Source organism: uncultured Campylobacter sp., assembly GCF_937996225.1.
Lineage (GTDB): Bacteria > Campylobacterota > Campylobacteria > Campylobacterales > Campylobacteraceae > Campylobacter_B.
In genome coordinates this window covers 46,956-62,175 of record NZ_CALKTC010000001.1, presented here as the reverse complement: position 1 = coordinate 62,175, position 15,220 = coordinate 46,956, and the positions used below count along the sequence as shown (strand labels likewise).

Below are 15,220 nucleotides of genomic sequence, written 5' to 3'. Positions count from 1 at the left end.
TTTGCGGATCGTTAAAGTCTATCTCCTCCCAAACTATGTCGCGATTATAGCGGCGCTTGACGAGCTTGATGGCGTTATCGATCACATCGAGGTTTTTTAGACCCAGGAAGTCAAATTTTATCAGATCGACGTCCTCGAGATAGTTTTTGGTGTATTGCGTTACCAGGCGCGCATCCTCGCCCTTATCCTGCTTAAATAGCGGCGCTTTGTTCCACAGCGGCTCGTTTGAGATCACCACTCCCGCGGCATGCATTCCTGCGTTGCGATTTAGCCCTTCAAGGCCTAGCGCAAACTCCCAAACCTGCTGTGCGATCGGATCTGCGTCGATAAATTCTTTCAGCTTCGGCTCGGCGTCGTAAGCCTGTTTGAGCGTGATGCCGAGCTTATCGGGGATCAGCTTCGCCATCTTATCGGCTTGCGAAAGTGGCATGTCGCAGACGCGAGCTACGTCGCGGATGACGCCGCGCGCGAGCAGCTTACCGAAGGTCGCCACCTGCGCGACGTTAAATTTGCCGTACTGATCGATGACGTAGTCGATCACCTCGCCTCTGCGCGCCTGACAAAAATCCACGTCGATGTCGGGCATCGAGATACGCGACGGATTTAAAAATCGCTCGAAAAGCAGATTATACGGGATCGGATCGAGGTCGGTAATGCGAAGCGCATACGCGCAGATGCTGCCCGCCGCAGAGCCGCGACCGGGACCAACCGGGATATCGTGATCCTTCGCCCAGTTGATGAAATCCTGCACGATGACCATATAGCCTGAAAAATGCATGTTTTTGATGATGGCAAGCTCCTTTTCCAGGCGCTCGCGATAAATTTCGTGCTTAGCAGGATCGATAAATTTAAGGCGCTCTTTAAGCCCCTCGCGGCAGAGATGATCGAATAAAAAATCGTCATTTGCAAAGCTATAGCGCTCCGAGGGCTGCGGCAGCGAAAGCCCGAGCCTAGCGGCGTATTCGATCGTAAATTTAAAATTCGGCGGCGTCGGCGCGTAGTCCTTCTCGTCGAAGGCAAATTTGAGATTGCACTTTTGCACGATCTCGGCGGTATTTTCGATCACTTCGGGGATGTCCGCAAAAAGCCGCCTCATCTCCTCATCGCTTTTTACGTAAAATTCCGAAACGACGTGTTTTAGGCGGTCGCCGTCGTTGATCGTCTTGCCCATCGAGATGCACTGATAGACGTCGTGAGCCTTGGCGCGATCCTTGCGCGCATAGTGAGCGTCGTTGGTGGCGATGATCTTGACGCCGATTTCGCGCGAGAGGCGGATGAGGTCTTTATCGACATTTAACTGCTCGCCGATGCCGTGACGCATGATCTCTAGATAAAAATCCTCGCCGAAAATTTCTTTATACTCAAGCGCCGCTTTTTTCGCCGCTTCGTAGCCGCCCGCGCCTCGCTTTAAATTTCGCTCGCTTCTATTTAGATGAAATTCCACCTCGCCCGCTAGGCACGCCGAGGAGCAGATGAGACCTTCGCTGTGCTCTTTTAAAATTTTTTTGTTGATCCTCGGGTAGTAGTAGAAGCCGTCCAAAAACGCGCGCGAGCTAAGATACATCAGATTTTTATATCCCGTTTCATTTTTGGCAAGCAGTATCAAGTGATAGCGCTGGCGGTCGCTTTTATCGCCGATATCGTCGTGGTTGTGCAGGTAGGTCTCGATGCCGATGATAGGTTTAATGCCGTGCTTTTTCATCGTCTGATAAAAGTCTATCGCGCCGAACATATTGCCGTGGTCGGTGATCGCGCACGCCTTGGTGCCGCGGCTCTGCAAAAGCTCGGCAAGCTCGCTTACTTTATTCGCGCCGTCTAGCAGCGAATACTCGGTGTGAAGGTGCAGGTGGGTGTAGTCGCTCATTTTGATCCTTTTTTGATTTGGAGATTATAGTAAATTCGGGCTTTAGAAACGGTCAAATTTAGTGGAATTTTAGCTTAAATTTCAGCGCGAAATTTTACGAGCAAATTTTGTTAGGGAATTTTACTTCGGAGGTTTTACATTCTGGATCTTGCGGATTAAATTTTGACAAAATTTTAAGTTTAAAATGCTGTGATGAAATTTTGCTATCGTAAAATTCCGCCTCGATGGAATTTTGAGCCAACGCAATTCCGCAAAATTCTATGACTTAGATCATCGTAAAATTTTGCGGTTTAAAATTCGCGCCTACAAAGCCTTGCGGCTCTATGATCTTGAGAATTCCACGATCGCTTTGGCAAGCTCTCTAGTAGGATCGACGAAAATTTTATCGCTTTTGATTAACGGCAAAAATAGCGGCAGCTCAGTGCAGGCAACGACATAAATATCAGCATCGATTTTGCCTAGCAAATTCTCAAAAGCCCCCACGTATTCGGCAGTCTTGCCCGCCTTAACTCCTTTGTAGATGCAATCCATCAAAACCGCTTGATTTTCTTCGCCAAGTTCCACGCTGATTAGCCCTGCTTCTTTAAGCGGATCGTCGTAAATTTTAGCTTTTTTTGTACCGATAGTGGCTAGCACAGCTATTTTATGGGCGTTTGGATAATTTTTGCGGATCGCTTTTACGGTGACCTCAGCGATATGAATTAGCGGGATTTCCGCCGCAGCTTCTACATCGTCTGCGAAAAAATGCGCCGTGTTGCACGCCATCGCAAACGCCTTGCAGCCTGCATTTTTGAGCCTAACGGCGCTCTCGCTTAGGCGCGGAAGCGGATTTTCACCTTTACCTAAGATAAACGCCGTGCGATCTTCAATCTGCGGATAGCTATCGATTACAAGCGGAATATTTTCTTGATCGCTTCCCGCAGCAGTCTCTTCTATAATCTTCATATACAGATCCGCACTCGCTAAAGGTCCCATTCCACCGATAATTCCAACTCTTTTCATAGCTCGTCCTTTCTAAATTTTACTTGGGCTAATTTTCCCACTTACTCATATCCATTTCGTTTTCGCTCTTTGCGACGTAGATCGACGCCACAACATCGCCCGTTACGTTCATCGAGGTTCGCCCCATATCCAAAATCGCATCAATGCCTAAAATCATTCCGTAAGCGATCGCTACATTACCGCTTACCTTGACGCCGATAGATTCGAGCACTAAAAGCAGCATCAGCGCACCAGCTCCCGGAACTCCGGCAGTTCCGATCGCCGCAAGCATCGAAGTGATGATGATCGTGAGGTAGTGGCTGCTATTTAGATCGATACCGCAAGCATTAGCGATAAAGAGCGTGCACACGCCCAAATACACGGTCGTGCCGTTCATATTCACCGTAGCACCCACGGGCAAAACAAAGCCGTAGATCGCCTTTGGAATTCCCATATCTTCGGCGGTTTGCATCGTAATCGGAAGCGTGCCGTTGGAGCTGCGGGTAACAAAAGCCGTAAGCATCGGCGGACGCACTTTTTTAAGGAATTTAATCGGGCTAACTCCGATAAGCATACAAATAACGCAATAAACCGCAAATACTTGAATCGCAAGTCCCACGTATAGGGTAATCGTGACGTTTAATAACGAGCTGAAAGCCTCGATACCGCTTTTATTAAACACTACAAACATTAGCGCAAAAACGCCGATTGGTGCGTATTGCATCACCCAGTGCACGACCTTAAACATAATCTCGCTCATTCCGTCGAAAAAATTATAAACCGTATCGGCAGAATTTTTGATACGAGCATCATTACTGTCGCGGCAAAACGCAAGCCCTACGCCAAGAAATAAGCAAAACGCGATGATCGGCAAAATTTCGCCCTTGGCTATGGAATCAAAAGGATTCGTAGGAATTATATTAAGCAAAATTTTACTCATACTAGGCGCGTTCGCTGCCTTTTCGACGGCCTTGGACGCATCGCTTAGATCAAGCCCGCTACCTGGAGAAAATATAAACGCACACGCTAGACCGATGACGATCGCAAAAAGCGTCGTTATAGCGTAAAATATGATCGCCTTAACGCCTACTTTGCCCAGGTGCGCGGGCGAGATACTGCTAGTGCCCACGATGAGCGAACAGATAATGATCGGCACCATAATCATCTTTAAAAGCCGCACGAAAAGATCTCCCAAAGGCGTTAAAATCGCCACCCACGTGGTATCGCCCACCGGCATATTTTTAGGTAGTAACATACCGATCGCAGAGCCCAACACTAAAGCGATAATGATGCGCCAAAGCAAGCTTGAGTTAAAATAAAAGGCTAAAATTCCGCCTTTTTTCGTTTGATTTTCTGACATGGACATCTCCCTGCACTAAGAATTTTAACGGAATTCTACCGCAACTTGCCATAAAATAAAATTTAATCAGTCGCCAAATGAAAGTTAAATTTGAAAATTCAATCACGAGCTTAACCAAATTTTAAAGCTGAAATTATGCGGCAAGCTTTGTCTTTTGAAGTTATGAAGCGGAATTTCAAAGGAAAAACGACGCATGAAATTTATAGAATTTTGCGGATTTTGATGTAGTGAAAAGCAAAAAATTTTGTGGTGGTGGGCTCACTAGGACTTGAACCTAGGACCATCCGGTTATGAGCCGGATGCTCTAACCAACTGAGCTATGAGCCCGCCAGCGGTAAAAAAGAAATGTGATTTTACAAAAATAATCTTAAAACGGCGTTAAAATTCTAACCGTGTAATTTTATGGCTCCTAGATCCGCCCAAATCGCGACTAAGCTTCGGTGCCTTGTTATAAAACGCTTACCCATATAAATTTTTCCATGGTAATTCTACGTCTGGTTCCTTATTGCGACGGATGCAGATCTTATCCACGGGATTAAAGATTGTATGTAAAGATTTAGCAAGCACGATAGCGCCTGGAATTCCGATGATAGTGACGAACTGGACAATAACAGCAACAAGTCCTACGATATATAGCCAAATACCGAAAAGCAGGATATAAACGACCTTAACGATAGTCGCGTAAGCATGATAGCTCTTACGCAGAGCTCCGCCGGATGGATTATTCTTTTTACGCACCATATAGTAACTGAAGGGCAAAAACAGGAATTTGCCGTATTCCATAAGACCTAACCCCACGGGAGCGGTCACGACTAAAATGGTAAGGATCAAACCCGATAGGTAAGCTAAGATAGCTAAAATCCAACCACCTAGAAAAAACCAAATAATGTTGCCTAGAATACGCATATCTTACCTCTTTATAAATTTATGTAAATCAAGCAAACCGCCTGCCTCGAGCGGCTAGCACAGCCTCTCATTCGTTTTATGGGTGTTTTCGCAGCTCGCGCGAAAAGGCGCGCCGAAGCGCTATGGCGCAGCAAAACGCTAAAACGTGCCGAAACGCTAAGAGATACTAAGGCGCACCCCCTTTAGTGCGACGCGCCCACGCCTGCGGCTATGGCGTGCAAAACGAGCCTTATGCATGCAAACCACCGTACGCAAAACAACTGCGGAATGATAGGGGGGGGGGGTAACGATTGGTAACGAACGCTTTTTATCGATAAAATTTTAGTACGCAAATGACTGCGGCAAGGGTATTTAAGAAATTTAAATTTATTTTAAAAAATATTAGAAATTCTAAAATTCCGGCGCAGAAATTTAAAAAATTTCATAAATTTTTATGAAATTTACAGATCAAAATTTTAAAATTTTTACGGTACGGCGAAGCGAATTCTTAAAATTTTGCTATGGCTTTTAGCGCAAAATCTTCCCGATAAGGACACAAAACAGAAATTCCAAATCAAATTTTTGCGACGTGAAGCGCTTCCTTAAATTATGAATTTAAAATTTTACATGTGAAATTTCCACTCTACACAGTGCGGCATATTTCTGCCAAGATAAAATTCGCAAGCAAAATTCCAACCTCGCAAACCCAAAGGCAGACGGCAATTACTTCTTGAAATTCTAGCACCGCTTGTCCGTGGACAAATATCGCTTTACTTTACGAAATTTCAGCCTCACGACGCAAGCTCGCCTCGCGTTTTCGTTCAGACGGCGATCCGTCCACACGCCGCTATAGCGTCTCGTCGCCGTCTTGGTTTTGAAGTGCGCCCGCCTCACCCTCCGCCGCGATCGCCTCGAGACTTAAAATTTCATCGACGTCCTCCAGCTGCGCTACGCCGCTTCCTGCGATGCTTCTGATACTTGCGTGCATCGCGATCGCGCCGTCTCGCGCACGCGCGATCTGTTTTTCGCGCTGTTTCCAGATGCGCTCCATCGCGTTGCGCTCCTTATTTAGGCTCTCCTGCATGCCGACGAATGCCGAAACGATCGTCTTTATCTGGTTGGCAAACTCGGGCGAGGTTAGATAGTCGTAGAGCATCGCCGTTTTGCTATCTTGATTTTGCCCCGATCTTTTAGCAAACGCAAGCGCCACGACGTGTTCGCGCAAAACGGCGCAAAGCCCCTTAAATTCCTCAAACGAACAGATCCAGATGCTAGCATCGCTCGGCGCTTGATGCAGCCTAGGGCTGTGAGGCGGCATCTGCTCGGTTACGATAACGCCGATCTGCGCGCCCTCGCCTATCATATCGTCTTTGAGTTTGTCGATCCATTTGGGCTCGAAGCTTTTCGTGCGCTTGCTCTCGTATAAAATTTTACCGCAGCCCGCAAACTCCCTCGTATGCACCATCTGCACGCAGTCTGCGCCGCGCGCGCCCTTTTTGACCTCATCTATCTCGTCCAAAGGAAAGTTTAGCCGCAGATACTCCTGCAGCGCGAGTTCCTGCACCTCGCCCTGAAGCTGCTGCGAGCCCACCTCCGAGCGGCGCTTAAGCTCGTTTATTTGGCCGATTAGGCTTTGGATCTGCTCATCTTTTTGACGGAATTTCAGCTCGTTTTCCTGCGAAATTTGTTTCGAAAGCCGCTCGCGTTCTTGGTTTACGCGGTTGGTTAGCTCGATCTCGGATTTGGCTTTATTCTCGGCTTCAAGCTCGCTAAATTTACGCTTTTGCGCCTCCATTTCCGCCTCGATTAAATTTAGCTCAGAAATTCTTTGCGATTTTTCTTGCAGCTCCTTTTGTAAAATTTCAAATTTCGCCGCGTTTTCGCTCTCGATCTGAGATTTTGCAAGCGCTAAAATTTTCTCCCGCTCGCTGTTTAGCGCAGAATCGGTCGCCGCTTTTACGCGCTGCTCGAAGGCGTTTTCCTTCGCTTGCAGCTGCGCCAGATGCTTCGCGTACTCCTCGCGCTTAGCGGCGATCTCGGCTTCAAATTTAAGCGTGGCTTCGTTTTGCTGCTGCTGCCACTTTCGCTTCTGCTGCAAAATTTCATCTTCAAATTTAGCTTTGATATCGCGCTGCAGCGCCTCGTCTATATCGACCTGCGAGCCGCAGTGCGGGCACTTTACGTTAGCCATTTTTACTTCCCAAACTCTGCTCTTTCATCTTTTCAAATTCCTGCGAAATTTGTGCCGCATTGGGCTCATCCGCCATCTTATCGAGCACGGAGTTGTAGCGATTTACGAGCAGTATCGCAAGCGCCGAAAAGCAAAAGCCCGGCAGTAGCTCATAAACGACCGCCGAAAGCCCCGATAAGATCCAGCAAATTACCGTGATACCGCCTACGAGCATACCCACCAAAGCCGAGAGAGCGCTCATCTTTTTAGAATACAGGCTGAAAAGCAGCACCGCTCCAAAGCTCGCGCCAAATCCCGCCCAAGCGTTTCCGACGACGTTTAGCACCGTATCGTTTGAGCCAAACGCCAAGATCGCGGCGAGCGCGGCGATGATCACTACGGCGATACGGCTGCTTAGCGTCTGCGTGCGCTCGCTCACCTCTTTTTTATAAAACGCGAAGATAAAATCCTTCGTAACCGCGCTCGCGCTTACCAAAAGCTGGCTTGAGATAGTGCTCATAATCGCCGCCAGCACCGCAGAGATTATAACGCCTAGGATGAATGGATGAAAGAAAATTTTACCGAGCTCTAGGAAAATTTTTTCGGGATCGTCTATGCTAAGACCTTTTTGCGAAAAATACACAAAGCCGATCAGACCGCTAAGCATCGCGCCTACTAGCCCTAGCACCATCCACGAAATTCCGATGCGGCGCGCACTATCAAGCTCGCGCGAGCTTCTAATCGCCATAAAGCGCACGATGATGTGCGGCTGCCCGAAGTATCCGAGCCCCCAAGCAAGCAGGCCCAAAACGCCCAAGAAACTTTGATTGTAAAATAGATCGAGGTGGCTCGCGCCGTATAGCCGCACCTGCGCTAAAAAGGAGCTGTCCGCAGGGATCTGCAGCGCGCGATAAGAAAACAGAGGGATCAAAATAAGCACCGCAAACATCAGCGCACCCTGAAATGCGTCGGTGATCGCGACAGCTTTAAATCCGCCGAAAAAGGTATAAAACACGACGATTAAGATCGTAGCGACCGCGCCGTAGGTGAAATTTAGCCCGAAAAAGCTCTCAAAGGTCTTGCCGCCTGCGATGATGCCGCTGCTAACATAGAGCGTAAAAAATATGATGATCAAAAACCCGGAGATGATGCGAAGCGTCTTGGTATGGTCTTTGAAGCGGTTTTCTAAAAAATCCGGGATCGTGACGCTGTCGCTTGCTACCTCGGTGTAAATTCTAAGCCTTTTGGCAAGAAATTTATAATTGCACCACGCGCCCACGCAAAGTCCTAGGGCTATCCAGATATTGCAAATCCCCGTCGCAAACATCGCGCCCGGCACTCCCAAAAGCATCCAGCCGCTCATATCGCTAGCGCCCGCGCTAAGCGCCGTTACGAATGGCCCTAGGCGGCGATTGTCGAGCAGATACTCGCTTAAGCTCGCATTCTTGTCATAATAATACCTACCTATAAAAATAAGCGCGCCGAAATATATCGCGATTGCGCAATAGGTCCAAAAGCTCATCCTGTCATCCTTTTAAAAAGGCTAATTCTACCCTACTTCAAATAAAATTTCGCTTTTGAAATTTAGCCAGATTTTAACGAAATTTTAGTATTCTTCGCTTTTAAATTTAACCAAAAGGCGTCTGTGTTGAACGAGAAAATTTTTAAAATCGCGTTTTTTTTGGTAGTAGTTTGTGCAGGGCTCTATTTCACCTACCCTGTCGAACTAACTCAGGCGCAAAAAATTTCATATCTCACAAGCTACGGCATCACGCTCATCTTAACCTCCGGCGGTATCGCCATCGGTATAGTTTTGGGTTTTATTTTGGCGTTTTTGAGATTTTTAGACATCAAGCCGATAAGACTCATCATTGACGAGTACGTAGACATCATCCGCGGCACGCCGATCGTAATCCAGCTAATGGTATTCGTATTTATAATATTCGCTACCTGGTCGAACAACATCCTCTCGGCGATCTTCGCGCTGGGGCTTAACAGCTCCGCCTACGTCGCAGAGATAGTGCGCAGCGGCATAAACAGCGTCGATCGCGGCCAGATGGAAGCAGCGCGTGCGATGGGTCTGGGATACGGCACGGCGATGAAAGAGATCGTCTTTCCGCAGGCGATAAAAAACATCTTGCCTGCGCTTGCGAATGAGTTTATTAGCCTATTTAAAGAGACCTCGGTCGTGGGCCTCGTAGCAATCACCGATCTTACGTTTTTTTCAAAAAGCATGCAGGCTGCGCTTTATACCGTTCAGCCGATACTTTTTGCCGCAGTACTTTACTATGCAAGCGTGAAATTTTTCTCGTTTTTAGTAAAAATGCTAGAAAGTAGGTTAAACCGCAATGATTGAAATATCAAATTTAACCAAATCCTACGGCAATTTATCGGTACTAAAAGGAATTTCAAAGAGCATAAATAAAGGCGATATCGTAGCTATCATCGGTCCAAGCGGCGGCGGTAAATCAACCTTTTTGCGCTGCTTAAATTTGCTTGAAATTCCAAGCGGCGGCACTATTAAAATAGACGGCGAGGATATTACCGATAAGCACACCGATATTAATAAAATTCGCCGCAAAGTTAGTATGGTGTTTCAGCATTTCAACCTCTTTGCAAATAAAAACGTGCTGGAAAATTTAACTCTAGCGCCCATAAAAGCGGGTATCTATACTAAAGAACAAGCCTACGCAAAAGCAGAGGAGCTGCTGCAAAAAGTCGGTCTTAGTGATAAGGCCTATACTTATCCGCACAAGCTTAGCGGCGGACAAAAGCAACGCATCGCAATCGCTAGAAGTTTGGCGGTAAATCCGGACGTGATTTTATTCGACGAGCCCACCTCGGCATTAGATCCAGAGATGATCGGCGAGGTCTTAAGCATAATGAAAGAGGTCGCCAAAGAGGGCATTACGATGCTTGTGGTAACGCATGAGATGGGCTTTGCACGCAATGTCGCAAATAGGATTTTTTTTATGGAGGGCGGCAAGATCGCTGTGGATGATACGCCTAAAAACGTATTTGAAAATCCGCAAAATCCGAGATTGAAAGAATTTTTAAATAAAATTTTAAACCACTAAAGGAGAGGGAAATGAAAAAATTTATGAGATTTTTAGTTGCGAGCGCTTTGCTTTGCGGTTCGCTAGTCGCTAAAGACATCACCAAAGATACGCTCATCGTAGGTACAAACGCCGAGTATCCGCCGTTTGAGTTCGTGGATGAAAACTCGAAGGTTACCGGCTTTGATATGGATCTGGTAGCCGAGCTTGCCAAGCGCGCGGGGGTTAAATATGAAATTTTAAATATGAGCTTTGACGGGCTGATCCCTGCGATTAAAAGCGGCAAGATCGATATGATCGCCTCGGGTATGAGCGCGACGCCGGCTCGTAAAAAGGCTATCGATTTCACGGCTCCTTACTATAAAGTCGAGAATTTATACATCAAGCGCAAGGACGATAGCTCGTTAAATTCCAAGGCGGATCTACAGGGCAAGCGCCTTGCCGCGCAGCTAGGCACCATCCAAGAGCTTGCGATCAGAGATATCAAAGGCGCCGAGGTTAGCGCTACGGAAAATGTTTTTGTAGCCGTCATGTCGCTGAAAAACAAAAAGATCGATGCGCTTTGCGTGGATTCGTCCGTAGGCTACGAATATCTTAAGAAAAACGACGATCTAACCGCATTTTTTAAAGAATCCGATGGCAGTGAGGGCTTTTCGATCGCATTTGATAAGGGCAAGTATCCCGAGCTGCTAGCTAAGTTTAACGCAGCGCTTGAGGAGATGAAAAAGGACGGCAGCTACGAAAAGCTTTTGGAAAAGTATAATTTAAAATAATCCGCAAAATTTAGGCGCAAATTCCTCTCATAGAATTTGCGCCGCCTAAGAGGAATCCTATGAAAAAGATATTTTTGACACTTGCGATTTTGCTCTGCACGCAGAGCTTTGCGGAGCAAAAAGACAGATACGGCATCGCTGCGTTTGCAGGTCTTGGCAATGACGGCAGAAGCTTAGTTTTTACCTTCAGAAAGGCTCAAAAAGATCGTTTCTTCCCCTGCGACTTAAAAAATTTAAATATAATCGCCGCGGGTGCTTCTAGGTGCATAACGGATGCTAAGGAGCTAAGGAAATTCGACAAAGAATATAAAAAAGCTCTCGAGTCTGTGATAAAACCCGGCAAGCGCTACTACGTAAATTTAATCGATCGCGGCAATGACGCCTATGTCTGCGACGCAAGCGATCCTAAAAGCAATCTGCGATTGGACCTAGTGGCGGCGGGATTTGCCGTGCCGACAACCGACGATAGCGAACTTCTTTTAAAAGCCGCCGAGGAAGCCAAAGAGGCTAAGCGCGGAATGTATAGCGCAAAATTTTACGATATCACCAACTGTATTCTAAACGGCGTGCCGATGCCGAAAAAAGATAGATGAGCGAAATTTATGCGCTTAGCGACGATGCCTTAACGCCGCCGCAAACTATCTTTTCGCAAATAGATGAAATTTTGCGCTGCGGCGTAAAGCTCGTACAGTACCGCAGCAAGCTCGCCGCGCGGGATGAAGCTTTAATCCGCTCTCTCATCGGTCTTTGCGAGGATTACGGCGCCAAACTCATTATCAACGACGATGTGGCGCTCGCCAAAAAGCTAGGCGCGCACGGCGTGCATATCGGAGAAGGCGACGGCGAGACAGCGCAGGTGCGCGAGTTTTTAGGCGCGGATAAGATCATCGGCGTTAGCTGCTACGCTGGTCTTGCTCGCGCGCAAAAGGCCGAGGCGCAGGGCGCTAGCTACGTAGCCTTCGGCTCGCTCAGGCGCGGCAAGACAAAGCCTGATGCGCCGCTTTGCCCCGATGCGCTCGTGCAAGAGGCGCGAAAATCTTTAAACCTCCCAATCGCCGTAATCGGCGGAATAAACTTAGAAAATTTAGATGAAATTTTAGCCCTCAAGCCCGATTATATCGCGATGGTAGAGGCGATCTACAAACCCGCTTCGATCACGCAGAATTTAGCAAATTTAAAGGAAAAAATGGATGAATATATTTGACGCCGTGATTTTAGGCATCGTCGAGGGGCTGACGGAGTTTCTGCCCGTAAGCTCGACCGGGCACATGATCCTAGCTGCGAAACTGATGGGTCTGCAGCAAACCGACACGCTTAAATGCTTCGAGGTCGTTATACAGCTAGGCTCGATCCTAGCGGTCGTTGCGATGTTTTATAAGCGGCTTTTGGTTGATTTTAAGCTCTGGTGCAAGCTCATCGTGGGCTTCATCCCCACTGCAGCGATTGGCTTTTTGCTCTATAAAAGCATCAAATCGCTATTCGCGCCGCAGACCGTCGCCTACGCGCTGATCGGTTGGGGCATTATTTTTATCGCAGTCGAGCTCTTTCGCAAGGCGCGCCCGAGAGAGGACGAGCTGGAGCATCTGGATCAAATTTCATACGTTCAGGCCTTCATCATCGGGCTTTCGCAATGTTTTGCGATGGTGCCGGGCACTTCGCGCAGCGGCGCTACCATCATCGCAGGGCTTTTGTGCGGGCTAAGCAGAAACCTAGCCGCGCGCTTTAGCTTCCTACTCGCGATCCCTACGATGTTTGCGGCGACTTTTTACGACACCTATAAAAATTTAGACACCTTCGCGCAAAACTCTGACAATATCACGACCTTTCTCATAGGCGGCGCAGTAGCGTTCGTCGTGGCGCTTGCGGCGATCAAGCTATTTCTAAGCTTCGTTTCGAAGTTTGATTTCATCCCGTTTGGAATTTATAGAATTCTAATCGGCATCGTCTTTTTCATCTTCGTTCTTTAAACGCAATCATCAAAGGAATTTCATGAGCCTCGTAAAAAATATCGGCGCATTTTTAAAAGACAGATTTAGCCTCCTATCGGTATTCGGCGGCGCGGTGCTAAACGCATACACGCTAGTTTTGGTATTAAATTTAGCGCTCGGGTTGCTTCTTATCGCACGCGGCGGCGAGCTGCTCTCTGCGCAGGCACTGTTTTTCGTGGCGTCTGCGATCTGCGGCGTGACAATACTTTTTTTCGCGCTTTACGCGCTTAGCTTTTACAGCGCCAGGCTATATAAAATTCTCGCCTTTGCGCTTCTGGCGATAAACGCAATCTTCGCGATCGCTCAGATTTTTTTGATCTTCAGCCTGGAGCTTACCTACTCGCACGGCACGCTGGACGCGCTAGTGCAAACTACGCCCAAGGAAGCCTTCGAGTTCGCGCATGCGTTTTTAAATTTTAAGCTTATCGCGGCTTTTTTGGCGCTTTTAATTTTCGTCATCGCCGCTCTTAGGCTTAGAGTGAGCCAGCGAGCGCGAATGAAGCTATGTCGCGCGATAAAGCTAGCCTTTTTGCTTAGCTTGCTTGTTTTTATTGCGCATGCGGCGTTTAAAAGCTACGTAGCCAAAAGCTCGAAAATGCGCGCCAGCATCATAATCGCACTGAATAAAATTCCGGTTTATAACTTTGCTTTCGTTACGAAGGATTATTTCGGCGCCGATTTTAAAAGCGTGCGCGAGCTGCAAGCCGGATACCAAAGCATTTACGCCTCACATTCGCATAAAACAGCGCCAAACCACATCTCAAACGTCGTTTTCATTATCGGAGAGAGCCTGCAGCGAAATTTTATGAGCCTATACGGCTACTATCTGCCCACCACACCGAATCTGCAAGCGCTTGAGCAAAGCGGAAATTTAATCGCTTTTAGCGACGTCGTCTCGCCGGGCGCTAAGACCAACGACGTGTTAAAATACGTGCTAAATTTTGGAAATTACGAGAGCGAAAAGCAGCGTCCGTGGAGCGCCAACCTCGACATCGTAAATCTCGCACGGCTGGCAAACTACGAGACCTTTTGGATCAGCAACCAGGAGCGCTACGGACAGTGGGCGGTCGCAAGCGGCGCGAGCGCGCAGATGACGGATCACTCGGACTTTACGAATCAAATCCCGGTTTACAAATACGCCTACTCGCTCGACGAAGTTGTGCTTCCTAGCATAAAAAATTTCAAATCGGGCGCGAAAAGATCACCTCTTGCACGCAAGGACGAAAGCCCCATCGTAGGGGTAAACGACGCACAGAAAAAGGATAAATTTTTCATCCTTCATCTGATGGGCTCCCACCCGAGCTACGAGTTTCGCTATCCAAAGAGTTTTGCTAAATTTAGCGCCGCGGATATTTCGCGCGAGCCGCTTGATGAGGGGCAGAAAAAAGAGCTCGCGCACTACCTAAACACCGTGGCTTACAACGATTTTATAGTAAGCGAAATTTATAAAATTTTCGCGAGCGACAACACGCTGATAGTCTATTTCAGCGACCACGCCCAGAGCCTCTATCAATACCGCGGCAAGCTGATCCATGGCGGCATCAACCGCTTCACGCTCGAAATCCCGCTGATTTTCATGGCGTCGGATAAGTTCAAAGAGCAAAACGCTGATCTTTGGGCGCGCATCGCGGCAGCCAAAGACAGGCCGTTTTTAAACGACGATCTCATCCACGCGATTGCGGAAATTTTAGAGATGACCGACCTGCCCGAGTATGATCCCGCTCGCTCGGTGATAAACGCGGATTTCAACGCCTCGCGTCCGCGCATCATCGAGGGGGTCGATTACGATAAGGTTTATAGGCTGCAAAAGGAATTCGGCGAGTAAATTCGGTGAAATTTTGCGCCTTTTAGCAGCGCAGAATTTCGCTTCTTAAAATTTGCGCTCTTATTTACAAGCGGCTTGCGCTCTAATTTGGCTTTCGCACGGGCGCGGTCGCGTCAATTTACGCCGCCACGAGCTCTGCGGTAAAATTTCTCGCCGCGGAAGTCTGCCGAGTAAAATTCGGTTTTGTAAAATTTCAAAATTTTGCGGCTAAAATTCCACGGCGCAGAATTTTCCATGCATTCACGAAATACAAAATTTACGAAGCTCGTTCAAATAGCGAAATTTTGAAATTTCAGAATTTTAAAATTTGACAGCATT

General features: G+C 47.6%; 13 protein-coding genes and 1 tRNA gene. 7 read left to right on the top strand and 7 right to left on the bottom strand.

From position 1 onward, the window contains the following. The 7 genes from dnaE to putP form a co-directional block, all read right to left on the bottom strand. Positions 1 to 1,864 (bottom strand): DNA polymerase III subunit alpha (gene dnaE, locus Q0174_RS00275; RefSeq protein ID WP_298040822.1); only part of this gene is annotated, 1,864 nt, incomplete at its 3' end. Positions 1,865 to 2,185: 321 nt separating this feature from the next. Then, positions 2,186 to 2,866, bottom strand: a complete 681-nt coding sequence (locus tag Q0174_RS00270; protein ID WP_295151179.1) for an amino acid racemase — start codon at positions 2,864 to 2,866, stop codon at positions 2,186 to 2,188. A gap of 28 nt (positions 2,867 to 2,894) precedes the next feature. Then, complete coding sequence (locus tag Q0174_RS00265) at positions 2,895 to 4,205, bottom strand: dicarboxylate/amino acid:cation symporter (RefSeq protein WP_298040820.1); 1,311 nt, start codon at positions 4,203 to 4,205, stop codon at positions 2,895 to 2,897. A 250-nt stretch (positions 4,206 to 4,455) separates the two neighbouring features. Continuing rightward, positions 4,456 to 4,532: transfer RNA gene (locus tag Q0174_RS00260), tRNA-Ile, on the bottom strand. Between the two features lie 132 nt (positions 4,533 to 4,664). Next, positions 4,665 to 5,111 carry a YccF domain-containing protein gene (locus tag Q0174_RS00255; RefSeq protein ID WP_291940013.1) on the bottom strand — a complete coding sequence of 149 codons (447 nt, stop codon included), beginning with the start codon at positions 5,109 to 5,111 and terminating at the stop codon, positions 4,665 to 4,667. 826 nt (positions 5,112 to 5,937) lie between these two features. Continuing rightward, complete coding sequence (locus tag Q0174_RS00250; protein ID WP_298040818.1) at positions 5,938 to 7,281, bottom strand: DUF2130 domain-containing protein; 1,344 nt, start codon at positions 7,279 to 7,281, stop codon at positions 5,938 to 5,940. Then, positions 7,274 to 8,782: a sodium/proline symporter PutP gene (gene putP, locus Q0174_RS00245; protein WP_298040816.1), complete on the bottom strand. Its 1,509-nt coding sequence runs from the start codon at positions 8,780 to 8,782 to the stop codon at positions 7,274 to 7,276. The genes Q0174_RS00250 and putP overlap by 8 nt, the downstream gene beginning before the upstream one ends. Positions 8,783 to 8,908: 126 nt before the next feature. Here putP and Q0174_RS00240 point away from each other — a divergent pair, with 126 nt between their 5' ends. From Q0174_RS00240 to Q0174_RS00210, 7 genes are read left to right on the top strand one after another with little or no spacing between them, the layout of a single operon-like run. Then, on the top strand, positions 8,909 to 9,616 hold the full coding sequence (locus Q0174_RS00240) for an amino acid ABC transporter permease (protein WP_298040814.1): 708 nt from the start codon (positions 8,909 to 8,911) through the stop codon (positions 9,614 to 9,616). Further along, positions 9,609 to 10,337, top strand: a complete 729-nt coding sequence (locus Q0174_RS00235; RefSeq protein WP_298040812.1) for an amino acid ABC transporter ATP-binding protein — start codon at positions 9,609 to 9,611, stop codon at positions 10,335 to 10,337. Before Q0174_RS00240 ends, Q0174_RS00235 begins: the two co-directional genes overlap by 8 nt. 11 nt (positions 10,338 to 10,348) lie before the next feature. Then, entirely contained in the window at positions 10,349 to 11,089 is a 741-nt protein-coding gene (locus tag Q0174_RS00230) for a basic amino acid ABC transporter substrate-binding protein (RefSeq protein WP_298040809.1), read from the top strand. A gap of 59 nt (positions 11,090 to 11,148) precedes the next feature. Continuing rightward, entirely contained in the window at positions 11,149 to 11,682 is a 534-nt protein-coding gene (locus Q0174_RS00225; protein ID WP_298040807.1) for a hypothetical protein, read from the top strand. After that, positions 11,679 to 12,293: a thiamine phosphate synthase gene (gene thiE / locus Q0174_RS00220; RefSeq protein WP_298040805.1), complete on the top strand. Its 615-nt coding sequence runs from the start codon at positions 11,679 to 11,681 to the stop codon at positions 12,291 to 12,293. Before Q0174_RS00225 ends, thiE begins: the two co-directional genes overlap by 4 nt. After that, on the top strand, positions 12,280 to 13,056 hold the full coding sequence (locus Q0174_RS00215) for an undecaprenyl-diphosphate phosphatase (RefSeq protein ID WP_298040803.1): 777 nt from the start codon (positions 12,280 to 12,282) through the stop codon (positions 13,054 to 13,056). The genes thiE and Q0174_RS00215 overlap by 14 nt, the downstream gene beginning before the upstream one ends. 22 nt (positions 13,057 to 13,078) lie before the next feature. Further along, the gene (locus Q0174_RS00210; RefSeq protein WP_298040801.1) at positions 13,079 to 14,902 is read left to right on the top strand and encodes a sulfatase-like hydrolase/transferase; all 1,824 of its coding nucleotides are present in this window, start codon (positions 13,079 to 13,081) and stop codon (positions 14,900 to 14,902) included. Positions 14,903 to 15,220 lie beyond the last annotated feature (318 nt).

Coding starts and splice junctions, on each gene's coding strand:
- Q0174_RS00270 (WP_295151179.1), bottom strand. CDS start 2,866: ATGAAAAGAGTTGGAATTATCGGTGGAATGGGACCTTTAGCGAGTGCG.
- Q0174_RS00265 (WP_298040820.1), bottom strand. CDS start 4,205: ATGTCAGAAAATCAAACGAAAAAAGGCGGAATTTTAGCCTTTTATTTT.
- Q0174_RS00255 (WP_291940013.1), bottom strand. CDS start 5,111: ATGCGTATTCTAGGCAACATTATTTGGTTTTTTCTAGGTGGTTGGATT.
- Q0174_RS00250 (WP_298040818.1), bottom strand. CDS start 7,281: ATGGCTAACGTAAAGTGCCCGCACTGCGGCTCGCAGGTCGATATAGAC.
- putP (WP_298040816.1), bottom strand. CDS start 8,782: ATGAGCTTTTGGACCTATTGCGCAATCGCGATATATTTCGGCGCGCTT.
- Q0174_RS00235 (WP_298040812.1), top strand. CDS start 9,609: ATGATTGAAATATCAAATTTAACCAAATCCTACGGCAATTTATCGGTA.
- Q0174_RS00230 (WP_298040809.1), top strand. CDS start 10,349: ATGAAAAAATTTATGAGATTTTTAGTTGCGAGCGCTTTGCTTTGCGGT.
- Q0174_RS00225 (WP_298040807.1), top strand. CDS start 11,149: ATGAAAAAGATATTTTTGACACTTGCGATTTTGCTCTGCACGCAGAGC.
- thiE (WP_298040805.1), top strand. CDS start 11,679: ATGAGCGAAATTTATGCGCTTAGCGACGATGCCTTAACGCCGCCGCAA.
- Q0174_RS00215 (WP_298040803.1), top strand. CDS start 12,280: ATGAATATATTTGACGCCGTGATTTTAGGCATCGTCGAGGGGCTGACG.
- Q0174_RS00210 (WP_298040801.1), top strand. CDS start 13,079: ATGAGCCTCGTAAAAAATATCGGCGCATTTTTAAAAGACAGATTTAGC.